This window comes from Streptomyces olindensis, from assembly GCF_040645895.1.
GTDB lineage: Bacteria > Actinomycetota > Actinomycetes > Streptomycetales > Streptomycetaceae > Streptomyces > Streptomyces olindensis.
Window position 1 is genome coordinate 1 of the sequence record NZ_JBEYZD010000088.1, and the last position, 17,760, is coordinate 17,760.

The following is a 17,760-nucleotide window of genomic DNA, read 5'->3' on the forward strand; positions in this document are numbered from 1 at the left end:
GTTCGTCCGTGCGTGCGGTCAGCATCGGCGCGATCATCCGAGCACCAGTCTGTCCGCCGGTTCCGGAGCGGGCCTTCGCCGTTCACGGTCCGGCCCCCACGCTGAGCGACGGTCCCGTCAGCCGAGGACCACGCAGGATGCCGCCGGCACCCGGACGGAGCCGCCGCGCTCCGGGAGACCGGTGTGCGGGTCGGCGGCGAACCAGGTCACGTCGCCCGAGCGTTCGTTCGCGACGTAGAGGAAGCCGCCGGACGCCGTGAGGGCACGCGGCCAGTGGCCGCCGCAGGGCACCGTGGCGACCAGCCGCAGGCCCTCGCCCTCGACGGAGAGCACGGACAGGACGTCCTCGCCGCGGGTGGCGGTCCACACGTGGCGGCCGTCGGGCGAGACGGCGATCCCCGACGGCCAGGCGTCGCCCGTCGGCGCGCCGGGCAGGACCGGGGTCTCGGTCAGCGGGGTGAGCACGCCGTCGTCGGCGTCCCAGCGGCAGACGGTGACGGACGGGCTGAGTTCGTTGACGACGTACGCGTGCCTGCCGCTCGGGTGGAAGGCCAGGTGGCGCGGCCCCGAGCCGGGCCGCAGGGCGCTCTCGTGGTGCAGGGCGAGGGCACCGTCCGTCAGCGTGCACACCCGCACGGAGTCGGTGCCGAGGTCGACGCTGACGGCCCAGCGGCCGCTCGGGTCGGGCTGCACCTGATGGGCGTGCGGCCCCTGCTGGCGCGGGGTGTGCGGGCCCGCGCCGGTGTGCCGGAGCACGCCGGACACGGACCGTGCGAGGGTGCCGTCGGGGCGGACGGGGACCGCGGTGACGCTGCCGGAGCCGTAGTTGGCGGTGAGGAGATGCCCGTCGAAGAGGGCGAGGTGCGTCGGCCCGTTGCCGTCGACCGGCACGGGCGGCCCGGCCGGCTCGGGCGGGCCCCCGCCCACCCGGTACGCGGCGACGGCGCCCTCGGCCGTCTCACTGACCGCGTACAGCGTCTCCCCGTCGGGCGAGAGGGCCAGGTAGGAGGGGTCGGGGAGGGAGTCGACGCTGCCGAGGACGGTCAGCGCGCCGCTGTGCGGGTCGGCTTCCGCCGTCACGATGCCGGGGCCGCCGGCCGCCGTGAACGACCCGATGAACGCCCGCCGCCTGCCGTTGTCCGCCACTGCTGTCCCCTCTCGTCCCCGGGCCGTTCCGGACCGACCGCGCAGCCGATCATGCGCGGTCTAGACCAACGGGTCAAGAAGTCGGGCGGGCGTGGCTCGCCCCGGCACCGGCGGTCGCGGGCCGTTACTGCCGTGCGGGACCGCCTCAGGCCCCGGCCAGCGGCGAGCCCGAGGGGGCCCGCAGCGGCCGGGCGAGTTCGGCCAGGGCCCGCTCCAGCCCGTGCAGGTGGGCCAGGACCGGCTCGGTCGCGGACGGCCCGTCCGCCGCCTGGACCAGGACGTCCCCGCCCTCGGTGAGCGCCTCGACCGCGGCCTCCACACGCCGGCAGGCCGTGGCCAGGCGGGCGTCGTGGGAGGCCTCGGGGTCGGCGGCGACGGCCACCAGGCCACGCACCTCGCGGGCACAGTCGTCGAGGAGGGCGAGCACGTGCCGGGCCCGCCGCTTGCGGCCCCGCATCGGGTTCAGCGGGTGCACCAGCGGGGCGACCGAGAGCCGTACCCGGGCGAGCAGCTGCTCCAGCTCGGCCACGCGCGGGGCCGGGTCGGCGTCCGCCGCTCCCGCCAGCCGGCGGGCGGTCTCGGCGGCGCAGGCGTGGACGCAGCGCAGGGCCCGCTGGATCCAGGCGTCGGTGACGCTGTGGGTGGTGACGGGCAGGACGAAGAGCACGGCCAGCGCGGCACCGAGTGCCCCGACGCCGGTCTCGGCGAGCCGCAGGGCGAGCAGTCCGGGGCCGAGCACGCCGAGCAGGCCGTAGAGCAGACCGGCGAGCAGGGTGACCCAGAGCATCATCCAGGTGTAGGAGACGGCGGCCGTGTAGAAGATCCCGAAGACGCAGGCGGCCGCGAGGACGGCGGTGACCGCCGGGTCCCCGTGGACCGGCAGGGCGACGAGGAGGCCGAGGGCGATGCCGATGACCGTGCCGAGCAGCCGCCGGAAGCCGCGGACCAGGGTCTCGCCGCGCGAGGTGGTGTTGACGAAGATCCACCAGGTGGCGCCGACGGCCCAGTACCAGCGCTGCCCGGAGACCAGCTGCCCCACCACGAGGGCGAAACCGGCGCCGGCGGTCGCCTGGACGGCCTGGCGGGTGGTCACGCGGGCCAGGCCGGTGCCGCCCGGCGGGGCGGGCGCGGCGGGCGGGGGCAGGCGGCGCTCGTAGCACCACAGGCCGAAGCGCACGGCGGCGGCGACCGCCACGGACAGCAGGACGGCCGCGTACAGCTCGGGGAGCTGGCCCGAGGTGGCGTGCAGGAACTGCGCCACGAAGAACGTCATGAACGCGAACACGCCGAGGCTGTGGCCGCGCGGACCCCAGCGGCGCGCGTACACGCCCGCGCCGACCACGGCGAGGAAGGTGAGGTCCCGGGCCACCGGGTGGTCGTGCAGTTCGGCCGCGGCGGTGAGCACGGGCAGTCCGACGGCGGGCAGCAGCGCGGTGGTGACGGCCTGGCCGCGGACGGTGGCGTCGGTGACGGTGAACAGGGCGAGCAGGGCGGCGAGACCGCCGGTGACGGCACCCGCGAGGGAATGCCCGGCGAGACCGCACACGGCGACCGCGAGCGCGATGCCGAGCACGGCACGCGCGGCGAACCGCAACCGCGTCCGCCCCGGATCCGGAGCCAGGAACACCCTCTTCAGCACCGCTTACCGCCCCCTTCGCGCGTCGGCATCAGCACGCATGAAAAAGGCGCCGCGGGGTCCGCAGCGCCATCGACGCATCCATATCAGCATCCCGGGCGCCACTGGCTCAACAGGCTCGTTCTAGACTGGGCCATTGGTACAGCACGAGCGGCCGACGGACGGCCGCGGCAGAGCCAACGGACGAGGAGGCCGGACGTCATGGCCGTGGACGAGCTCGACACCCGCATCCTGCGGCTGCTGCTGGAGCAGCCCCGCACGAGCGTGCGCGAGTACGCCCGGATCCTCGGAGTCGCCCGGGGCACGCTCCAGGCCCGTCTGGACCGCCTGGAACGCGACGGTGTGCTCACCGGCACCGGACCGGCCCTCTCCCCCGCCGCGCTCGGGCATCCCGTGCTCGCGTTCGTGCACATCGAGGTCACCCAGGGCCATCTCGACGAGGTGGGCGACGCGCTGGCGGCGGTCCCGGAGATCGTCGAGGCGTTCTCCATCACGGGCGGCGGGGATCTGCTGGCCCGCGTCGTGGCGCGGGACAACGCGCACCTGGAGGACGTCGTCCAGAAGCTGATCAGCATGCCCGGGGTGGTGCGCACCCGCACGGAGGTCGCCCTGCGCGAGCGGGTGCCGTACCGGCTGCTGCCGCTGGTGGAGTCGATCGGGCGGTCGGCCCGCAGATGATCTTTGAGAGCATGGGCGCCATGAGCAATCTCCATGGAATATCGGTCATCTTCGATCTCGACGGAACGCTCGTGGACAGCGAGCCGAACTACTACGAGGCGGGCCGGCAGACCCTCGCCGAGCACGGCGTCCCCGACTTCAGCTGGGCGGACCACGAGCGGTACGTCGGCATCAGCACGCAGGAGACCGTCGCCGACTGGAAGGACCGGTACGGCCTGCGGGCCTCCGTGGAGGAGCTGTTCACCACCAAGAACCGCCTCTACCTGCAACTGGCCCGCACCGCCACGCGCGCGTACCCCGAAATGCGCGCGTTCGTCGAGCTGCTGGCGGCCGAGGGCGTCCCCATGGCCGTCGCCTCCGGGTCCTCCCCCGAGGCCATCGAGGCGGTCCTGTCCGGCACGGGCCTGGCCGCCCATCTGCGGACCGTCGTCTCGGCCGACGAGGTCGCGCACGGCAAGCCCGCTCCCGACGTCTTCCTGGAGGCGGCCCGCCGGCTCGGGTCGGACCCGGCCGATTGCGTGGTGCTGGAGGACGCCGCCCCGGGCGCCGCCGCCGCGCACGCGGCGGGGATGCGATGCATCGCGATCCCGTACGTCCCGGCCCAGGCGGACGCACCGGAGTTCGCCACCGCCGGCCTGCTCCTGCGGGGCGGGCAGGCGGAGTTCACGGCACGGACGGCGTACGACTGGCTGGCGCGCCCGGCCCGCCTTTCCTGAACTCACCACTCCCGACCCGTTGACGCTCCCCCGTCCCCTCCCTAGGGTCTGGTCGATCTCTCGCACAAGGTTCGACATCCCGAACATCCTTGCATTGTGGACCCGTGGAGGAGCACCCATGGCACGGCCCCTCTCCAGACGATCCCTTCTCCAGGCCGCGACCCTCGCCGCGGCCGTACCCGCGCTCTCCCGGACGGCGTCGGGCCGGGCCGCGGCGGTACCCGCGGCGGCGGTGCTCGCCGCGGCCGCCGCCCCGTCGGCCTGGACCGTGCGGCCCTTCGGTCTGGAGGACGTGGCGCTCGGCCGGGGCGTCTTCGCGGACAAACGGCAGCTGATGCTGGATCACGCGCGGGGCTACGACGTGAACCGGCTGCTGCAGGTGTTCCGTGCCAACGCCGGTCTGGCCACGGGCGGCGCGGTCGCGCCGGGCGGCTGGGAGGGGCTGGACGGCGAGGCCAACGGCAATCTGCGCGGCCACTACACCGGCCACTTCCTCACCATGCTGGCGCAGGCGTACCGCAGCACGAAGGACAAGGTGTTCGCCGACCGGATCGGCACCATGGTGGGCGCGCTGACCGAGGTGCGCGCGGCGCTGCGGCGTGATCCGGCGGTGCTCGCCGTCGCCGGGAAGTTCGGGACGGCCGCGGAGAGCGTGCGGGGCTCCTACCAGTACGTCGAACTGCCGGCCGCCGTGCTCGGCGGTGCCCCGGCCGTCACCCTGTCGGTGTGGGTGAAGCCGACGCACGACGCCGGCTGGGCCCGGATCCTCGACTTCGGCGACGACACCAACCGGTATCTGTACCTGGCCGCCCGCAACCAGGCCGGGGTGCCGCGCTTCGCCGTCACGACCTCGGGCGCCGGCGGCGAGCAGGGGCTGAACGGCACGGCCCCGCTGCCGCTGAACGAGTGGAGCCATCTGGCGGTCACGATCGCGGGCGGCACCGGCACCCTCTACGTCAACGGCACCGCCGTCGCGCGCAACACCGCGATGACCCTCACCCCGGCGGCGCTCGGCACGCTGAAGAACAACTGGCTCGGCCGCTCCAACTACTCCGCCGACCCGGTCTTCGCGGGCGCCTTCGAGGAGTTCAACGTGTTCTCGCGGGCACTGACCGCCGATGAGATCACCGAGTTGCAGAGCCGTCCGGCCGCCGACGCCTCCGCGGGCAAGGGCGACCTGGCGTCGTACGCCTTCGACGAGACGTCCGGCGGGACCTTCGCGGACGCCTCCGGCCGGGGCCTGACCGCCACCCTGCGCCGCACCTGGGGCGGGCCCAGCCATCCCGGTTTCCTCGCGGCGTACCCGGAGACGCAGTTCATCGACCTGGAGTCGCGGACCACCTCCGACTACACCAAGGTGTGGGCGCCGTACTACACCGCGCACAAGATCCTCCGGGGTCTGCTCGACGCCCACACCGCCACGGACGACGACCGGGCCCTTGACCTCGCGTCCGGCATGTGCGACTGGATGTACTCCCGGCTGTCCAAGCTGCCGGAGTCCACGCTCCAGCGGATGTGGGGGATCTTCTCCAGCGGCGAGTTCGGCGGCATCGTCGAGGCGATCTGCGATCTGCACACGATCACCGGGAAGGCCGAACACCTCGCGCTGGCCAAGCTGTTCGACCTGGACCGGCTGATCGACGCGTGCGCCGCGGACACCGACATCCTCGACGGGCTGCACGCCAACCAGCACATCCCGATCTTCACCGGCTACGTGCGGCTGTACGACGAGACGGGCGAGGAGCGCTACCTCACGTCGGCGAAGAACTTCTGGGACATGGTCGTCCCGCACCGCATGTACGGCATCGGCGGCACGAGCACGCAGGAGTTCTGGAAGGCCCGGGACGTGATCGCGGGCACGATCGGCACGACCACGGCCGAGACCTGCTGCGCCTACAACATGCTCAAGCTGAGCCGGACCCTGTTCTTCCACGAGCAGGACCCGAAGTACATGGACTACTACGAGCGGGCCCTGTACAACCAGGTGCTCGGCTCGAAGCAGGACAAGCCCGACGCGGAGAAGCCGCTCGTCACGTACTTCATCGGGCTGACGCCCGGTCATGTCCGTGACTACACGCCCAAGCAGGGCACCACCTGCTGCGAGGGCACCGGCATGGAGAGCGCCACCAAGTACCAGGACTCGGTGTACTTCACGCAGTCGGACGGCAGCGCCCTGTACGTCAACCTGTACAGCCCGTCCACGCTGACGTGGGCCGAGAAGGGCGTCACGGTCACGCAGACCACGCGTTTCCCCCAGGAGCAGGGCAGCACGCTGGCCTTCGGGGGCGGGCGGGCCTCGTTCACGCTGCGGCTGCGCGTGCCGTCGTGGGCGACCGCCGGGTTCCGGGTGACCGTCAACGGGCGTGCGGTGTCCGGGACTCCGAAGCCGGGGAGCTACTTCGACGTGTCCCGGACCTGGCGGGCCGGCGACACCGTCCGCATCGCCATGCCGTTCCGGACGCGGGTGGAGAAGGCCCTCGACGACCCGTCGCTGCAGACCCTGTTCCACGGCCCGGTCAACCTGGTGGCCCGGGATGCCGCCACGGACTGGCTGAAGGTCGGGCTGTACGGCGACGCCGGCCTCTCCGGCGACCTGACGCACTCCCTCACGCCGGTGCCGGGCAGGCCGCTCCACTTCACGCTGGACGGACGGGAATGGGCGCCGTTCGCCGAGGGGACGGAGGACCCGACGCACGCCTACTTCCGCCGTTCCGAGCCGAAGGTCGTGTTCGGCGGCGAGGACTCGGGCGTCGCCAACCCGGCGCGGGCCGACGGCATCACGCTCCTGGACGAGATCTGGGCCGGGGCGCCGTTCCGGAGCAAGGGGGCGCTGGTGGCCCGGGTGCGGTCCACGGTGGCGGCGTGGGTCACGGCCGGGCTGCTGAGCAGGGCCGACGGCGAGCGGGTGGTGCGGACGGCGGGCGCGGCCTCGTACCGGCCGTGAGCATCCGCGCCCGGGTCCGGTGCCGTGCTCTGCGCGGTGCCGGGCCCGGGCGGCGCCCGAACTTTTTTGCGGCAGCGGTGATTGTTTCGCCTCCGGCGTCCGTACCTCTTGGTGTTGGGCCGTTCATATCCCAGGAGGCACGATGCGCATCTCGCGCAGCACGGCAGGAACCGCGTTCGTCGGCGGTGCGATGATCCTGACGCTCACCGCACTCGCCTACCCGAGCATGCTGGGCGTGCAGAACACGGCTTCCGGCCAGGACCGCATCATCGCCAACACCCAGTGGGGCCCGCTGACCGAGGCCGACCGCGACTTCGTGGTCCGGGTGCGCGCGGCCGGCCTGTGGGAGTACCCGCTGGGACAGCTGATCAGGCAGCGGAGCAAGTCGCCGGAGATGCAGGAAGTCGCCGAGCACCTGCTCGTGGGTCACGGCCGGCTCGACGCGGGCTGCCGCAAGGTCTCCACGGATCTGGGCATCACCCTGCCGAACGAGGCGTCACCGCAGCAGCAGCAGTTCGTGGCGACGGCGGAGGGCAGCTCCGGCAAGGAGTTCGAGTCCACGGCCGTGACGATCATGCGCGTCGCGCACGGGGGCATCTTCCCGACGATCGCCAAGATCCGGGCGACCACCCGGAACAGCCTCGTGCGGGAGCTGGCCGACACGACCAACGACACGGTCCTCGACCACATCACGGTCCTGGAGAAGACCGGTCTGATCAACCACGAGCAGGTCGCCTTCCAGATCACCGCCCCGGCGAAGCTGCCCCAGGACCAGACGACGCCGCCGCCTCCGCAGGCGGGCGCGCCGGTCCGCGTGCTGCCGATCCCCGACGACCTGAAGGACCTCCAGACGGTCGCCCCCAACCCGTCCTACGGGGCACCGCAGCCGACGCCGTCGGCGGGATGAGCCAGGGCGGCGGGATACGGCCGGGACCGGCCGGGCCGGAGGCGGGCGTTCACCCCCCGCACCGGGCCCGGCTGAGCGCCCCGCCGCCGTCCGACGGGCCGCATCACGTCCCGGTTGACCTCGTGGTCGGCCGACGGGCCCGCACCGAGAACGCGTCGCCCCGCTCCCCGTCGGCCGGCTCGCGCCACGGTGAAGTCCGGGCCCTGCGCGGCGACTCCCGGCCCGGCACGGTGAGTCCCGGCCCTGCGCGGCGACTCCCGGCCCGGCACGGTGAGTCCCGGCCCCGCGCGGTGACTCCCGGCCCCGCGCGGTGAGTCCAGGGCCGCCCGCAGCGGCTTCCGGCCCTGCACAGTGGACCCCGGGTGGGCCCCACGCGGTGGCTCCCTGGACCGGCGCTGTGGCTGTGGCCCCGGGGCCCTTCGAGCGCTACGACCGGCGGCGGGGCTTGCCCCGTCTGCCGCCCTTGGGGGTGCCGCCGGAGCCGCTCGCGCGGCGGTTCGCGCCGGGGCGCCCGGCCGCCGTCGGCTTCCGCCGGGCTCCCTCCTTGTCCGTCCGCCCGGGCTTGTCCTGCGCCGCGGGCTGCGCGCGGCCCCGGGTGCTGTTGACCGTGCGGCCGCGGACGATGCCGATGAAGTCCTCCACCTGGTCCGTCGTCGCGTCCTCGGGCCAGGCGAGGGCCACGCGTGACTCGGGGGCGTCCCGGAGGGGACGGTGGGTGAGGTCCTTGCGGTGGTGGAGGCGGGCGAGCGACAGCGGGACGACCAGGACGCCGATGCCGGCCGCGACGAGTTCGACGGCGTCGGCGGTGGTGGCGGGGCGTTCGAAGGCGGGCCGCCCGGGCAGGGTCTCCCAGTCGAGGACGTCGTCGAGGGGATGCAGCACGATGTCGTCGGCGAGGTCCTCGGGGGACACCTCGTCGACCGCCGTGACCAGGTGGTCCTTGGGCACCACGACGACGGTCTGCTCGGTGTAGAGGGGGATGGCGCTGAAGACCGTCCGGTCCACGGGCAGCCGCACGAGGCCCGCGTCGGCGTCCCCGCCCCGCAGCCGCTCGGCCGCCGCCGCGGCGGGCACCTGCGTGAGGGCCAGCGGGACACCGGGACACCGCTCGTTCCAGATGCGCACCCACTTGTCGGGCATCACCCCGGGGACGTACACGAGCCGGAACGAGTGAGTTTCATCCGAGCCTGTCACCTGGCCAGGTTACCGGCCGTGGTCGGGGGTCGCGCACACGCTCGATAGGCTGGACGGCATGACGTCGCACCAGAGCACCCAGACGATGAAGCCCGCTACCGCGGCGAAGAAGCTGGGTGTGTACCTCGAGGCCACACCCGCCGAATTCCGGGAGGGTGTCGTCTCGCGCGCCGAGCTGAACGAGCTCCAGGCGAACCCGCCGCAGTGGCTTCAGGACCTGCGGCGCGACGGCCCGCACCCCCGCCCGGTGGTCGCGGCGAAGCTCGGCGTCTCCATCGCGGGACTCGCCCGCGGGGGCATCACCGAGCCCCTCACCACCGATCAGATCGAGACGCTGAAGCAGGAGAGCCCCGAGTGGCTCGTGCGGGAGCGCGCCACCCAGGCGGAGGTCCGCAAGGAGGCGGCCCGCATCAAGAAGAAGAACGCCCAGCGCAACGGCTGACCTCCCGGTCTCCTCCGCACGGCCCCCACCGGTCCTTCCGGTGGGGGCCGTCGTCGTTTCCGGCTCCCACCCGCGCCCCGTGTGACATCGGTGAAATCTTTCAGCCATGTATTGACATGGTGATGAAACGATCCGTAGCTTGGCCGATCATTTAGATTCGTGAAGGACGTTCACGAATATGAACGGAGAACCATCCATGCGGGATCGCCGACGCCGCATCGACATGCGGCTCCGCCACGCGCGCCGCCTGGCTGCCGCGCTCGCCGTCTCGGGGCTCCTGTTCGGAACGGCCGCCTGCGGCTCCGGTTCCGGCAGCGCCCGGGCCGGCGATCCGAACACGCTGGAGGTGTGGACCCGGAGCGATCCGGAGTCCGCCCAGACCTACGACCGGGTGTTCGCCGCCTTCACCAAGAAGACCGGTATCCGGATCGACTACCAGCCGGTCATGAACTTCGACCAGCAGCTCCAGAGCCGCGCGTCCACCAAGGACCTGCCGGACGTCATGATCAACGACACCGCCCTGATGGGCAGTTACCAGGCGCAGGGCCTGCTCAAGCCGATCACCCCGGTCTCGATAGCGGGCCACGACGAGATCACCGCCAAGTCCTGGTCGTCCACCGTGGGCCGCGACGGCAGGCACTACGGCATCCCGTACTCCCGCCAGGCCATGACCCTGTTCGTCCGCAAGGACTGGCGCGAGAAGCTCGGCCTGCCGCAGCCGAGGACCTGGCAGGACACGCTCGCCCTCGCCAAGGCCTTCGCCACCCGCGACCCGGACGGCGACGGCAAGAGGGACACGTACGGCATGGTCGTGCCCGGCAGCGCGCAGAACGGCTACGTCGCCTGGTGGGGCGCCAGCTGGCTGTGGCAGGGCGGTGTGCGGATCATCGAGAAGGACGGCTCGGGCTACCGGCCCGCCATGGACTCCCCGGCCGCCCTGCGCACCGTCACCTGGATGAAGGACAACCTCTTCTGCGGTGACAACGGTGTCATCCAGCCCAGCGCCCTGACCTCCGTCACCGCGAACACCACCAACTTCCAGGACGGCAACGCCGGGATGTACCTCACCGGCCCGTACAACATCTCCACGTTCGACAAGGCGCTGGGCAAGGACAAGTACGAGGTCCTGCCCGCGCCTTCCGGCCCGGCCGGGAACAACGACGTGCTGGCCGACGGCGAGAACATCTACTTCGGCGCGAAGACGGGGAAGGCGAAGCTGGAACAGGCGCTCGCCGCGTTCCTGATCTCGCCCGAGGGCCAGACGCTCGCCATGACCGGCGACCACCAGCCCGTGGTGCGCATCCCCGTCAACTCCACGCTGGACGCGGCGAAGGTGCGTGACGACCCGCGCTGGAGCGTGGTGCAGAAGGCGTACGAGACGGCCTCCGTGCAGTTCCCCAACGCCCCCGACTTCGCCCCGATCAAGCAGGACACCGCCGACGCGCTGAACGCGCTGTTCACGTACTGCGGCAGCGACGTCCGCTCCGGCCTGAAGGAGCTCAACGACACCCTCGCCGGTGACCTCAAGGACCAGGAGCTGCTGAAATGACCGCGACCGTGACGACGCCCGGGCCTCGCAGAGCCCGGCTGGTGAGCAAGAAGGCCGTACTGCCCTGGCTGTTCCTCGCCCCGGGCCTGCTGCTCGCCCTCGTCTTCAAGTTCCTGCCCATGGGCAAGGGCGTCTGGCTCAGCTTCTTCGACGTGCGGCCCTTCCTCGGTGACAAGTGGGTCGGCCTCGACAACTACACGCGGGTCCTGGGCGACCACCGCTTCCAGGACGCCATCGGGCACACGCTGGTCCTCGGCATCGGCATGTCCCTCGGCGGCATCGTGGTCGGCTTCCTGCTGGCGCTGCTGCTGGAGGGCCAGGCCCGCTCCCTGAAGGTCATCCGCACCGCCGTGTTCCTGCCCGTCGTCACCGCCACCGCGGTGGTCGGCGAGATGTGGCGGCTGATGTACTACCCGACCTCCGACGGCCTGATCAACAGCGGTCTCGGGCTGCTCGGTCTGGGGCCCGTGCCCTACCTCGACAACCCCGACACGGCGCTGTGGGCGACGATGGCCATGGGCATCTGGATGCTCGCCCCGTACAACATGGTGATCATCCTCGCCGGACTGGCCGGCGTGGACCGCTCGCTGTACGAGGCCGCCGCGATGGACGGCGTCTCGCTGTGGCAGCGGCTGCGGCACATCACGCTGCCGGCGATCCGCCCCGCCCTCGGCATCGTCCTCACCCTCGCCGCCATCCGCGGACTGCGCGTCTTCACCGAGGTGTACGTCCTCACCGGCGGCGGCCCGGCCGGATCGACCGACGTGTGGATGACCCGCGCCTACACCCTCGGCTTCACCCGTAACGACATCGGCGGCGCCTCGGCCGCCTCCGTGGTCCTGCTCTGCGTGACGCTGCTGCTCACCGTCACGGTCAACTACCTCCGCAAGAGGGGAGACGTGAGATGAGCGCCCCCGCCATCGACCCCGTCCGCACCCCGGTGACCGCCTCCCCCGCGCGGAAGTCCGCCGGGAGGCCGCGCACCACCCCCGCCCGTTTCGACACGGCCCTCGGCTGGAGCGACCGGCCCGGCCCCGCCTGGGTGCTGCGCGCGCTGCTCTGCCTGCTGGCCCTGGGCGTCTTCGCGGCGCCGTTCCTGACGATCTTCTCGGGTTCCTTCAGCGAGAAGGCCAGCGGTTCGACCCTGTCGTTCCTCCCCCACCACCCGACCCTGCTCAACTTCGAGGTGGCGGGCCAGCGCGGCATCTGGGACTACTTCGGCAACTCCCTGCTCATCGCGGGCGGCGGGCTGCTGCTCCAGCTCGTCGTCTGCACGCTCGCCGCGTACGCCCTGGCCCGGCACAGGTTCCGCGGTCAGGCGCTGGTCCTGACGCTGTTCATGCTGACGATGATGCTCCCGGAGGAGGTCATCGCCATCCCGCTGTCGCTCGTCCTCGGCCATGTGCCGGTGGTCGGGCTCGATCTCAAGGGCACCGTCTGGGGCGTGATCCTGCCGCTCGGCGCCTGGGGGTTCTCGGTGATGGTGCTCACCGAGTTCATGAAGGACATCCCCGCCGAGATCGAGGAGGCCGCCCGCATCGACGGCGTGGGCGAACTGCGGATGCTGTGGCAGGTCGTCCTGCCGCTGTGCAGGCCGGCGCTCGGCGTGGCCGGGGTGCTCGGCTTCATCATGATCTGGGACCAGTACCTGCTGCCTCTGATCGCCGCGAAGGACCCCACCGACTACACGGTCACCGTCGCCCTGTCCATCCTGCGCACCGACCCCGAGGTCGGCTCGGGGGTGGTGCTGGCCGGTGCGGTCATCGCCCTGCTGCCCAGCCTGATCGTCTATCTGCTCCTCCAGCGCTCGCTGGTCACCGGCATCACCGCCGGTGCCACCAAGGGCTGACCACCCCACCCCCACGTATGAGGGAGACATGAAGTTCCACGGAGTGCTGTTCTTCCCCGTCACGCCGTTCGCGGCGGACGGCTCACTGGACGAGGAACGGCTGGCCCAGCACATCGAGTCGGGTGTCGCCGCGGGCGCGGGAGGTGTGTTCGTCGCCTGCGGCACCGGCGAGTTCCACGCGCTGTCGGCCGAGGAGATCGAGCGGGCCACGCGGGTCGCGGTCGCGACCACGGCCGGCCGGGTGCCGGTCCTCGCGGCGGCCGGCGGTCCCGTGCCGGTCGCCCGGGACCAGGCCGCCCGCATCGAACGCGCCGGTGCCGACGGCATCCTGCTGCTGCCGCCCTACCTGGTGAGCGCCCCGCAGCAGGGCCTCGTGCGGTACGTCGAGGAGGTCACCGCCGCCACCGCGCTGCCCGTGGTCTTCTACCAGCGGGGCACCGCCCGGCTCACCGCACCGACGGCCGCCCGGATCGCCGCGCTGCCCGGGGTCGTCGGCCTCAAGGACGGCATCGGGGACCTCGAGCGGATGCACCGCATCGTCCGCGCGGTGCGCGCCGTGCCGGGCGGGGAGGACTTCCAGTTCTTCAACGGACTGCCCACCGCCGAGATGACCGCGCCCGCCTACCAGGGGATCGGCGTCGAGCTGTACTCCTCGGCGGTGTTCGCCTTCGCCCCGGAGATCGCCCTGGCCTTCCACCGGGCGCTCGCGGAGGGCGACGACGCCCTGGTGTCGCTGCTGCTCGACGAGTTCTACGGCCCGCTGGTCGCCCTGCGCGACGAGGTGCCCGGCTACGCCGTGTCGCTGGTGAAGGCCGGGGTGACGCTGCGCGGCCTGGACGTGGGCGGCGTCCGGGCGCCCCTGCTCGATCCGGCGCCGGAGCACGTGGCCCGGCTGTCCGAACTCCTCGACCACGGGCTGGAGGTGGTCGGCGCATGAGCGCGACGCGCATCCGCGAGCTGATCGTCACGCCGATCGCGTTCGGCGACCCGCCGCTGCTCAACTCCAACGGCGTGCACGAGCCGCTGGCCCTGCGGATCGTCCTCCAGCTCGTCCTGGAGGACGGCACGGTCGGGCTCGGCGAGTCCCCGGGCGGCACGGCCCGGCTGGAACGGCTGCACGCCGCCGCGAAGGTGGTGGTGGGCATGGACGTCTTCGACGCCACCGCCGTCTGCGCCGCGATCGACGCGGCCCTGCTGCCGACCGTGCCCAGCTCCCACGAGCGCGGCTGGACCACCTCGGCCGTGGAGGTCGCGTGTCTGGACGCGCAGGGCAAGCTGCTCGGCCGTCCCGTGAGCGACCTGCTGGGCGGCCGGGTCCGCGACTCTGTGCCGTTCGCCGCGTACCTGTTCTACAAGTGGGCCGAGCACCCCGCGCTCGACGGCCGTGCCGCCATCGCCGACGACTGGGGCGAGGCCCTCGACCCGGCCGGGATCGTCGAGCAGGCCCGGCTGATGCAACAGCGGTACGGCTTCCGGTCGTTCAAGCTCAAGGGCGGGGTCTTCCCGCCCGACGAGGAGATCGCCGCGATGCGGGCGCTGGCCGAGGCCTTCCCCGGGCAGCCGCTGCGCCTGGACCCGAACGTGGCGTGGACGGTGGAGACGTCGAAGTACGTCGCCCGTGAACTGGACGGCGTGCTGGAGTACTTGGAGGACCCGACCAAGGGCATCCCCGGCATGGCCGAGGTCGCCCGGGACTCCCCCATGCCGCTCGCGACCAACATGTGCGTCATCGCCTGGGAACACCTGAGGCCGGCCGTCGAGCAGAACGCGATCCAGGTCCTGCTCACCGACCACCACTACTGGGGCGGGCTGCGCCGGACCCGCGAACTGGCCGCCGTCTGCGAGGCGTTCGGGCTCGCCCTGTCGATGCACTCCAACTCGCACCTGGGCATCAGCCTCGCCGCGATGACCCATGTCGCCGCGGCGATCCCCAACCTCGACCACTCCTGCGACACCCACTACCCGTGGAACTCGGCCGACGACGTGATCGTGCCGGGCGTGCTGGAGCTGCGGGACGGGGAGGTCGAGGTGCCCACCGGGCCGGGGCTGGGCGTCGAGCTCGACCACGACCGGCTGGAGCGGCTGCACCGGCGGTACCTCGACTCCGGGATGCGCAGCCGGGACGACACCGGCTACATGCGGCGGTTCCGGCCGGACTACGAGCTGAAACTCCCCCGCTGGTGACCCCCGTGCGCCCCTCCCCGGGGAGGGGCGCACGCGCTCCCTACGACTTGGGCACCTTCAGCCGGTCCCAGGTGAGCTTGCCCGGGATGCCGTCGGCGTCCTTGCCGGAGAAGCCCTGCTTCTGCTGCCACAGCGCGTAGGAGCGGCGGTCGGCCTCGGTCCAGTCGGGGCTCGGCCCCTCCTCGTAGCGGCCGCACCCCTCGGCGACCAGGCGGCGGCCCATCGCCGTGATGACCGGGGAGCGCTGCCCGACGTGGAAGAACGCGGCGCCGGGGAACGGCTCGTAGGACGGCTTGGGCGCCGGCTTCGGGTCCGGGGCCGGCTTGCCGCCTCCCCCGGCGCCCTTGAGCCGGTCGCGTATGCGTGAGCGCATGCCGTCCATGGTGAAGCCGCGCGGGTCGACCTTGCCGGGCTGCCACTCCTTGTGGCCGATGACGGACCGCTCGGACCAGCCGTGGTGGCGGCAGATCGCCGCGGCGACCTTCTCGATGGCCTCCTTCTGCGCCTCGGGCCAGGGGTCCTTGCCGTTGCCGAGGTTGATGCACTCGAAGCCGTAGAAGTGCCGGTTGCCGTCGGTGTCGGCCTCGTTGTCGGCCGGCAGCTTCGACTCGTTGATCACGGCGCGCAGGACGTCGCCGTCGCCGAGGCCGGCGTGGTTGGCCCGGCCGTTGCCGACCAGGTGGACGTGGCCCTTCTTGTCGATGACGCCGTGGCAGAGCGGGCCGGGGAGGCTGGAGTAGCCGTCGTAGCAGATGTCGACGGAGGCGGCGGTGCCGGAGGTGACGGTGTGGTGGATCATCACGCCGTTCACCGGGCCCCAGGGGCCCTTGCTGTTGCGGTTGTGGGTGCGCCAGCTGCGGACCTCGTGGACGGTCAGGCCCTCGGCCCGGAGGATCTCCACCAGCTTGGACGCGCTCAGCGGCTTGGCCATCAGTTGTCTCCTTCCACGGCGGCTTCCGCCTCCGCGGTGGTCTGGGACCTCCCGTGGGAGGGGTCGGCCTCGGCGGCCTGCTCCTCGCGGCGGGCCTGCTCCTCGGCGGCGAGGGCCGCCTCGTCGGCGGCCGGCACGCTGCTCGCCAGCGGGCCGAAGGCGAGGCGCAGGTCGACCGCGCTGCCCTCGCCCTTGATCAGGGCCAGCGGGGCGAAGTGCCGGGCGATGCCGGCCGGTCCCCGTAGCAGGGGCCGGCGGGCCGGGTCCAGCGGCCACTCGACGCCGCCGGTGGCGGTGCGAGCCGGGACGATCCAGTGGTCGCCGGTGCGGTAGGTGCCGCCCTGGGCGAAGTACACCTCGACGCCGTCCTCCAGGGGCAGCCACTCCCCCTCGGTGACCGGGATCGCGCCGCCGCGCAGGGCGGTGGTGCGGCCCTTGCGCCGGGGGCCGCCGGTGTGGTCCCAGCGGCGCAGGTACGGGTTGAGGTGTGCCAGGCGTCCGACCCCCGGGGCGGGTTCGGCGGACAGGCGGACGCGGCGGCCGGGCAGGTCCAGTTCCTCCACGCGCAGCAGCGGCAGGGGCTCCAGGCGGGAGGCGTAGGCGCTGTCGACGAGCTCGACGTGGTCGCCGACGTCCAGGTCCAGCTTGTCGTCGTGCCCCAGGGACGCCAACTGCACCCAGGTGCCGTCGAGTTCGTCGACGGGGAAGACGACGGAGCCGTTCTCGCGGGACCACTTGAAGGTGGCGTCCTTCGCCTCGCCGCCCGCGTGGACCTCCACCCGGTACAGCTGGTTCTCCGGGCCCCGGTAGCGGGCGTCCGGCTTGACGAGGCAGGGGTCCTCGTCGGCGTGGTCGGGCCGCTCGCTGCGAGCGGCGAGCCGGGCCGAGGGGGCCGACCGCCGCTGCGCCCAGCGGGTGAAGGCGGCCCGGACGACCTCCTTGGACGGGTCCGTCTCCTCGATCTCCAGCGCGGCGAGGGACAGCGGCAGCACCTGCCAGACGACCTTCACCCGGGCGGCGGTGTCGGGCAGGGCGGCGCCGAGGGCGACCTCGCGCAGCGCCGGGTCCTCGGCCGCGGTGACCGAGCGCTCCCACACGCTCAGGTAGACGAGGAACGGAGTCTGGGCGGGCGAGGGCAGCCGATCGCCGGGCTTCTCCGGGTCGCGGTGGCCGTCGGGCTGGTCCCAGTAGGTCCAGTGCGCGGGCGGCTCCGGCGCGGACTCCGCGTTCTCCTCGTCGGGGACGGGCACGCCGGGCGCGGGGCGGTCGGCGTCGCACAGGATGCCGTCGACGTAGTAGCGGCCGCCGTGGATGAGGAGGGTGTCGATCTCGTGCTTGCCGCCGACGTACTCGATGCGGAAGCCGGTGGCGTCGCGCGGGCCGCCGTGCGGGCCGATCAGGTCGGCGGCGAGGGTGCGGGCCTGGTGGAGCTGGATCGCGGTCTGCTCGTTGAGGTCGGCGTCGAGCTGGACGCGGCCCTGCTGAGCGACGACCGCGGAGTAGTGCCGCTCCGGGCGGAATGTGGAGCGCGAGAGGTCTGCGTGCATGAAGGGTGTCCCCCCTGGTTCAGAAGTGCGGGTTCAC

15 protein-coding genes are annotated in these 17,760 nt (G+C 72.6%); 10 read left to right on the forward strand and 5 right to left on the reverse strand.

The genetic code is table 11. From position 1 onward, the window contains the following. Nucleotides 1–117: 117 nt before the first annotated feature. The gene (locus tag ABZ948_RS35895; protein ID WP_359766834.1) at nucleotides 118–1,146 is read right to left on the reverse strand and encodes a lactonase family protein; all 1,029 of its coding nucleotides are present in this window, start codon (nucleotides 1,144–1,146) and stop codon (nucleotides 118–120) included. Nucleotides 1,147–1,291: 145 nt separating this feature from the next. Next, complete coding sequence (locus tag ABZ948_RS35900) at nucleotides 1,292–2,785, reverse strand: FUSC family protein (RefSeq protein ID WP_359766836.1); 1,494 nt, start codon at nucleotides 2,783–2,785, stop codon at nucleotides 1,292–1,294. A 198-nt stretch (nucleotides 2,786–2,983) separates the two neighbouring features. Here ABZ948_RS35900 and ABZ948_RS35905 point away from each other — a divergent pair, with 198 nt between their 5' ends. The 4 genes from ABZ948_RS35905 (at nucleotide 2,984) to ABZ948_RS35920 (ending at nucleotide 8,027) form a co-directional block, all read left to right on the forward strand. After that, nucleotides 2,984–3,460, forward strand: coding sequence for an Lrp/AsnC family transcriptional regulator (locus tag ABZ948_RS35905; protein ID WP_359766838.1), 477 nt, complete (start codon nucleotides 2,984–2,986; stop codon nucleotides 3,458–3,460). A 20-nt stretch (nucleotides 3,461–3,480) separates the two neighbouring features. Further along, entirely contained in the window at nucleotides 3,481–4,176 is a 696-nt protein-coding gene (locus tag ABZ948_RS35910) for an HAD family hydrolase (protein ID WP_359766840.1), read from the forward strand. A gap of 118 nt (nucleotides 4,177–4,294) precedes the next feature. Then, complete coding sequence (locus ABZ948_RS35915) at nucleotides 4,295–7,120, forward strand: beta-L-arabinofuranosidase domain-containing protein (protein ID WP_359766842.1); 2,826 nt, start codon at nucleotides 4,295–4,297, stop codon at nucleotides 7,118–7,120. Between the two features lie 142 nt (nucleotides 7,121–7,262). Continuing rightward, nucleotides 7,263–8,027, forward strand: a complete 765-nt coding sequence (locus ABZ948_RS35920; RefSeq protein ID WP_359766844.1) for a DUF4142 domain-containing protein — start codon at nucleotides 7,263–7,265, stop codon at nucleotides 8,025–8,027. Between the two features lie 426 nt (nucleotides 8,028–8,453). Here the strand turns inward: ABZ948_RS35920 and ABZ948_RS35925 are convergent, their stop codons facing one another. Continuing rightward, the gene (locus ABZ948_RS35925; protein WP_359766846.1) at nucleotides 8,454–9,221 is read right to left on the reverse strand and encodes a LysR family transcriptional regulator substrate-binding protein; all 768 of its coding nucleotides are present in this window, start codon (nucleotides 9,219–9,221) and stop codon (nucleotides 8,454–8,456) included. Between the two features lie 58 nt (nucleotides 9,222–9,279). On the opposite strand from ABZ948_RS35925, the gene ABZ948_RS35930 reads away from it, so the two are divergent. The 6 genes from ABZ948_RS35930 (at nucleotide 9,280) to ABZ948_RS35955 (ending at nucleotide 15,245) form a co-directional block, all read left to right on the forward strand. After that, nucleotides 9,280–9,663 (forward strand): DUF5997 family protein, encoded by a 384-nt coding sequence (locus ABZ948_RS35930; protein WP_359766848.1) that lies wholly within the window; start codon nucleotides 9,280–9,282, stop codon nucleotides 9,661–9,663. Nucleotides 9,664–9,859: 196 nt separating this feature from the next. Next, complete coding sequence (locus tag ABZ948_RS35935; RefSeq protein WP_359766850.1) at nucleotides 9,860–11,212, forward strand: ABC transporter substrate-binding protein; 1,353 nt, start codon at nucleotides 9,860–9,862, stop codon at nucleotides 11,210–11,212. Continuing rightward, nucleotides 11,209–12,120, forward strand: coding sequence for a carbohydrate ABC transporter permease (locus tag ABZ948_RS35940; RefSeq protein WP_359766852.1), 912 nt, complete (start codon nucleotides 11,209–11,211; stop codon nucleotides 12,118–12,120). Before ABZ948_RS35935 ends, ABZ948_RS35940 begins: the two co-directional genes overlap by 4 nt. Then, nucleotides 12,117–13,061: a carbohydrate ABC transporter permease gene (locus ABZ948_RS35945; protein ID WP_359766854.1), complete on the forward strand. Its 945-nt coding sequence runs from the start codon at nucleotides 12,117–12,119 to the stop codon at nucleotides 13,059–13,061. Before ABZ948_RS35940 ends, ABZ948_RS35945 begins: the two co-directional genes overlap by 4 nt. A gap of 28 nt (nucleotides 13,062–13,089) precedes the next feature. After that, entirely contained in the window at nucleotides 13,090–13,998 is a 909-nt protein-coding gene (locus ABZ948_RS35950; protein ID WP_359766856.1) for a 5-dehydro-4-deoxyglucarate dehydratase, read from the forward strand. Next, entirely contained in the window at nucleotides 13,995–15,245 is a 1,251-nt protein-coding gene (locus ABZ948_RS35955) for a glucarate dehydratase family protein (RefSeq protein ID WP_359766858.1), read from the forward strand. Before ABZ948_RS35950 ends, ABZ948_RS35955 begins: the two co-directional genes overlap by 4 nt. Before the next feature lie 40 nt (nucleotides 15,246–15,285). Here the strand turns inward: ABZ948_RS35955 and ABZ948_RS35960 are convergent, their stop codons facing one another. Both ABZ948_RS35960 and ABZ948_RS35965 read right to left on the reverse strand, forming a co-directional pair. Further along, nucleotides 15,286–16,176, reverse strand: a complete 891-nt coding sequence (locus tag ABZ948_RS35960; protein WP_359766860.1) for a peptidoglycan-binding protein — start codon at nucleotides 16,174–16,176, stop codon at nucleotides 15,286–15,288. Beyond that, nucleotides 16,176–17,723, reverse strand: coding sequence for a DUF6519 domain-containing protein (locus ABZ948_RS35965; RefSeq protein WP_359766862.1), 1,548 nt, complete (start codon nucleotides 17,721–17,723; stop codon nucleotides 16,176–16,178). Before ABZ948_RS35965 ends, ABZ948_RS35960 begins: the two co-directional genes overlap by 1 nt. Nucleotides 17,724–17,760 lie beyond the last annotated feature (37 nt).

Coding starts and splice junctions, on each gene's coding strand:
- ABZ948_RS35905 (WP_359766838.1), top strand. CDS start 2,984: ATGGCCGTGGACGAGCTCGACACCCGCATCCTGCGGCTGCTGCTGGAG.
- ABZ948_RS35910 (WP_359766840.1), top strand. CDS start 3,481: ATGAGCAATCTCCATGGAATATCGGTCATCTTCGATCTCGACGGAACG.
- ABZ948_RS35915 (WP_359766842.1), top strand. CDS start 4,295: ATGGCACGGCCCCTCTCCAGACGATCCCTTCTCCAGGCCGCGACCCTC.
- ABZ948_RS35920 (WP_359766844.1), top strand. CDS start 7,263: ATGCGCATCTCGCGCAGCACGGCAGGAACCGCGTTCGTCGGCGGTGCG.
- ABZ948_RS35930 (WP_359766848.1), top strand. CDS start 9,280: ATGACGTCGCACCAGAGCACCCAGACGATGAAGCCCGCTACCGCGGCG.
- ABZ948_RS35935 (WP_359766850.1), top strand. CDS start 9,860: ATGCGGGATCGCCGACGCCGCATCGACATGCGGCTCCGCCACGCGCGC.
- ABZ948_RS35940 (WP_359766852.1), top strand. CDS start 11,209: ATGACCGCGACCGTGACGACGCCCGGGCCTCGCAGAGCCCGGCTGGTG.
- ABZ948_RS35945 (WP_359766854.1), top strand. CDS start 12,117: ATGAGCGCCCCCGCCATCGACCCCGTCCGCACCCCGGTGACCGCCTCC.
- ABZ948_RS35950 (WP_359766856.1), top strand. CDS start 13,090: ATGAAGTTCCACGGAGTGCTGTTCTTCCCCGTCACGCCGTTCGCGGCG.
- ABZ948_RS35955 (WP_359766858.1), top strand. CDS start 13,995: ATGAGCGCGACGCGCATCCGCGAGCTGATCGTCACGCCGATCGCGTTC.
- ABZ948_RS35960 (WP_359766860.1), bottom strand. CDS start 16,176: ATGGCCAAGCCGCTGAGCGCGTCCAAGCTGGTGGAGATCCTCCGGGCC.
- ABZ948_RS35965 (WP_359766862.1), bottom strand. CDS start 17,723: ATGCACGCAGACCTCTCGCGCTCCACATTCCGCCCGGAGCGGCACTAC.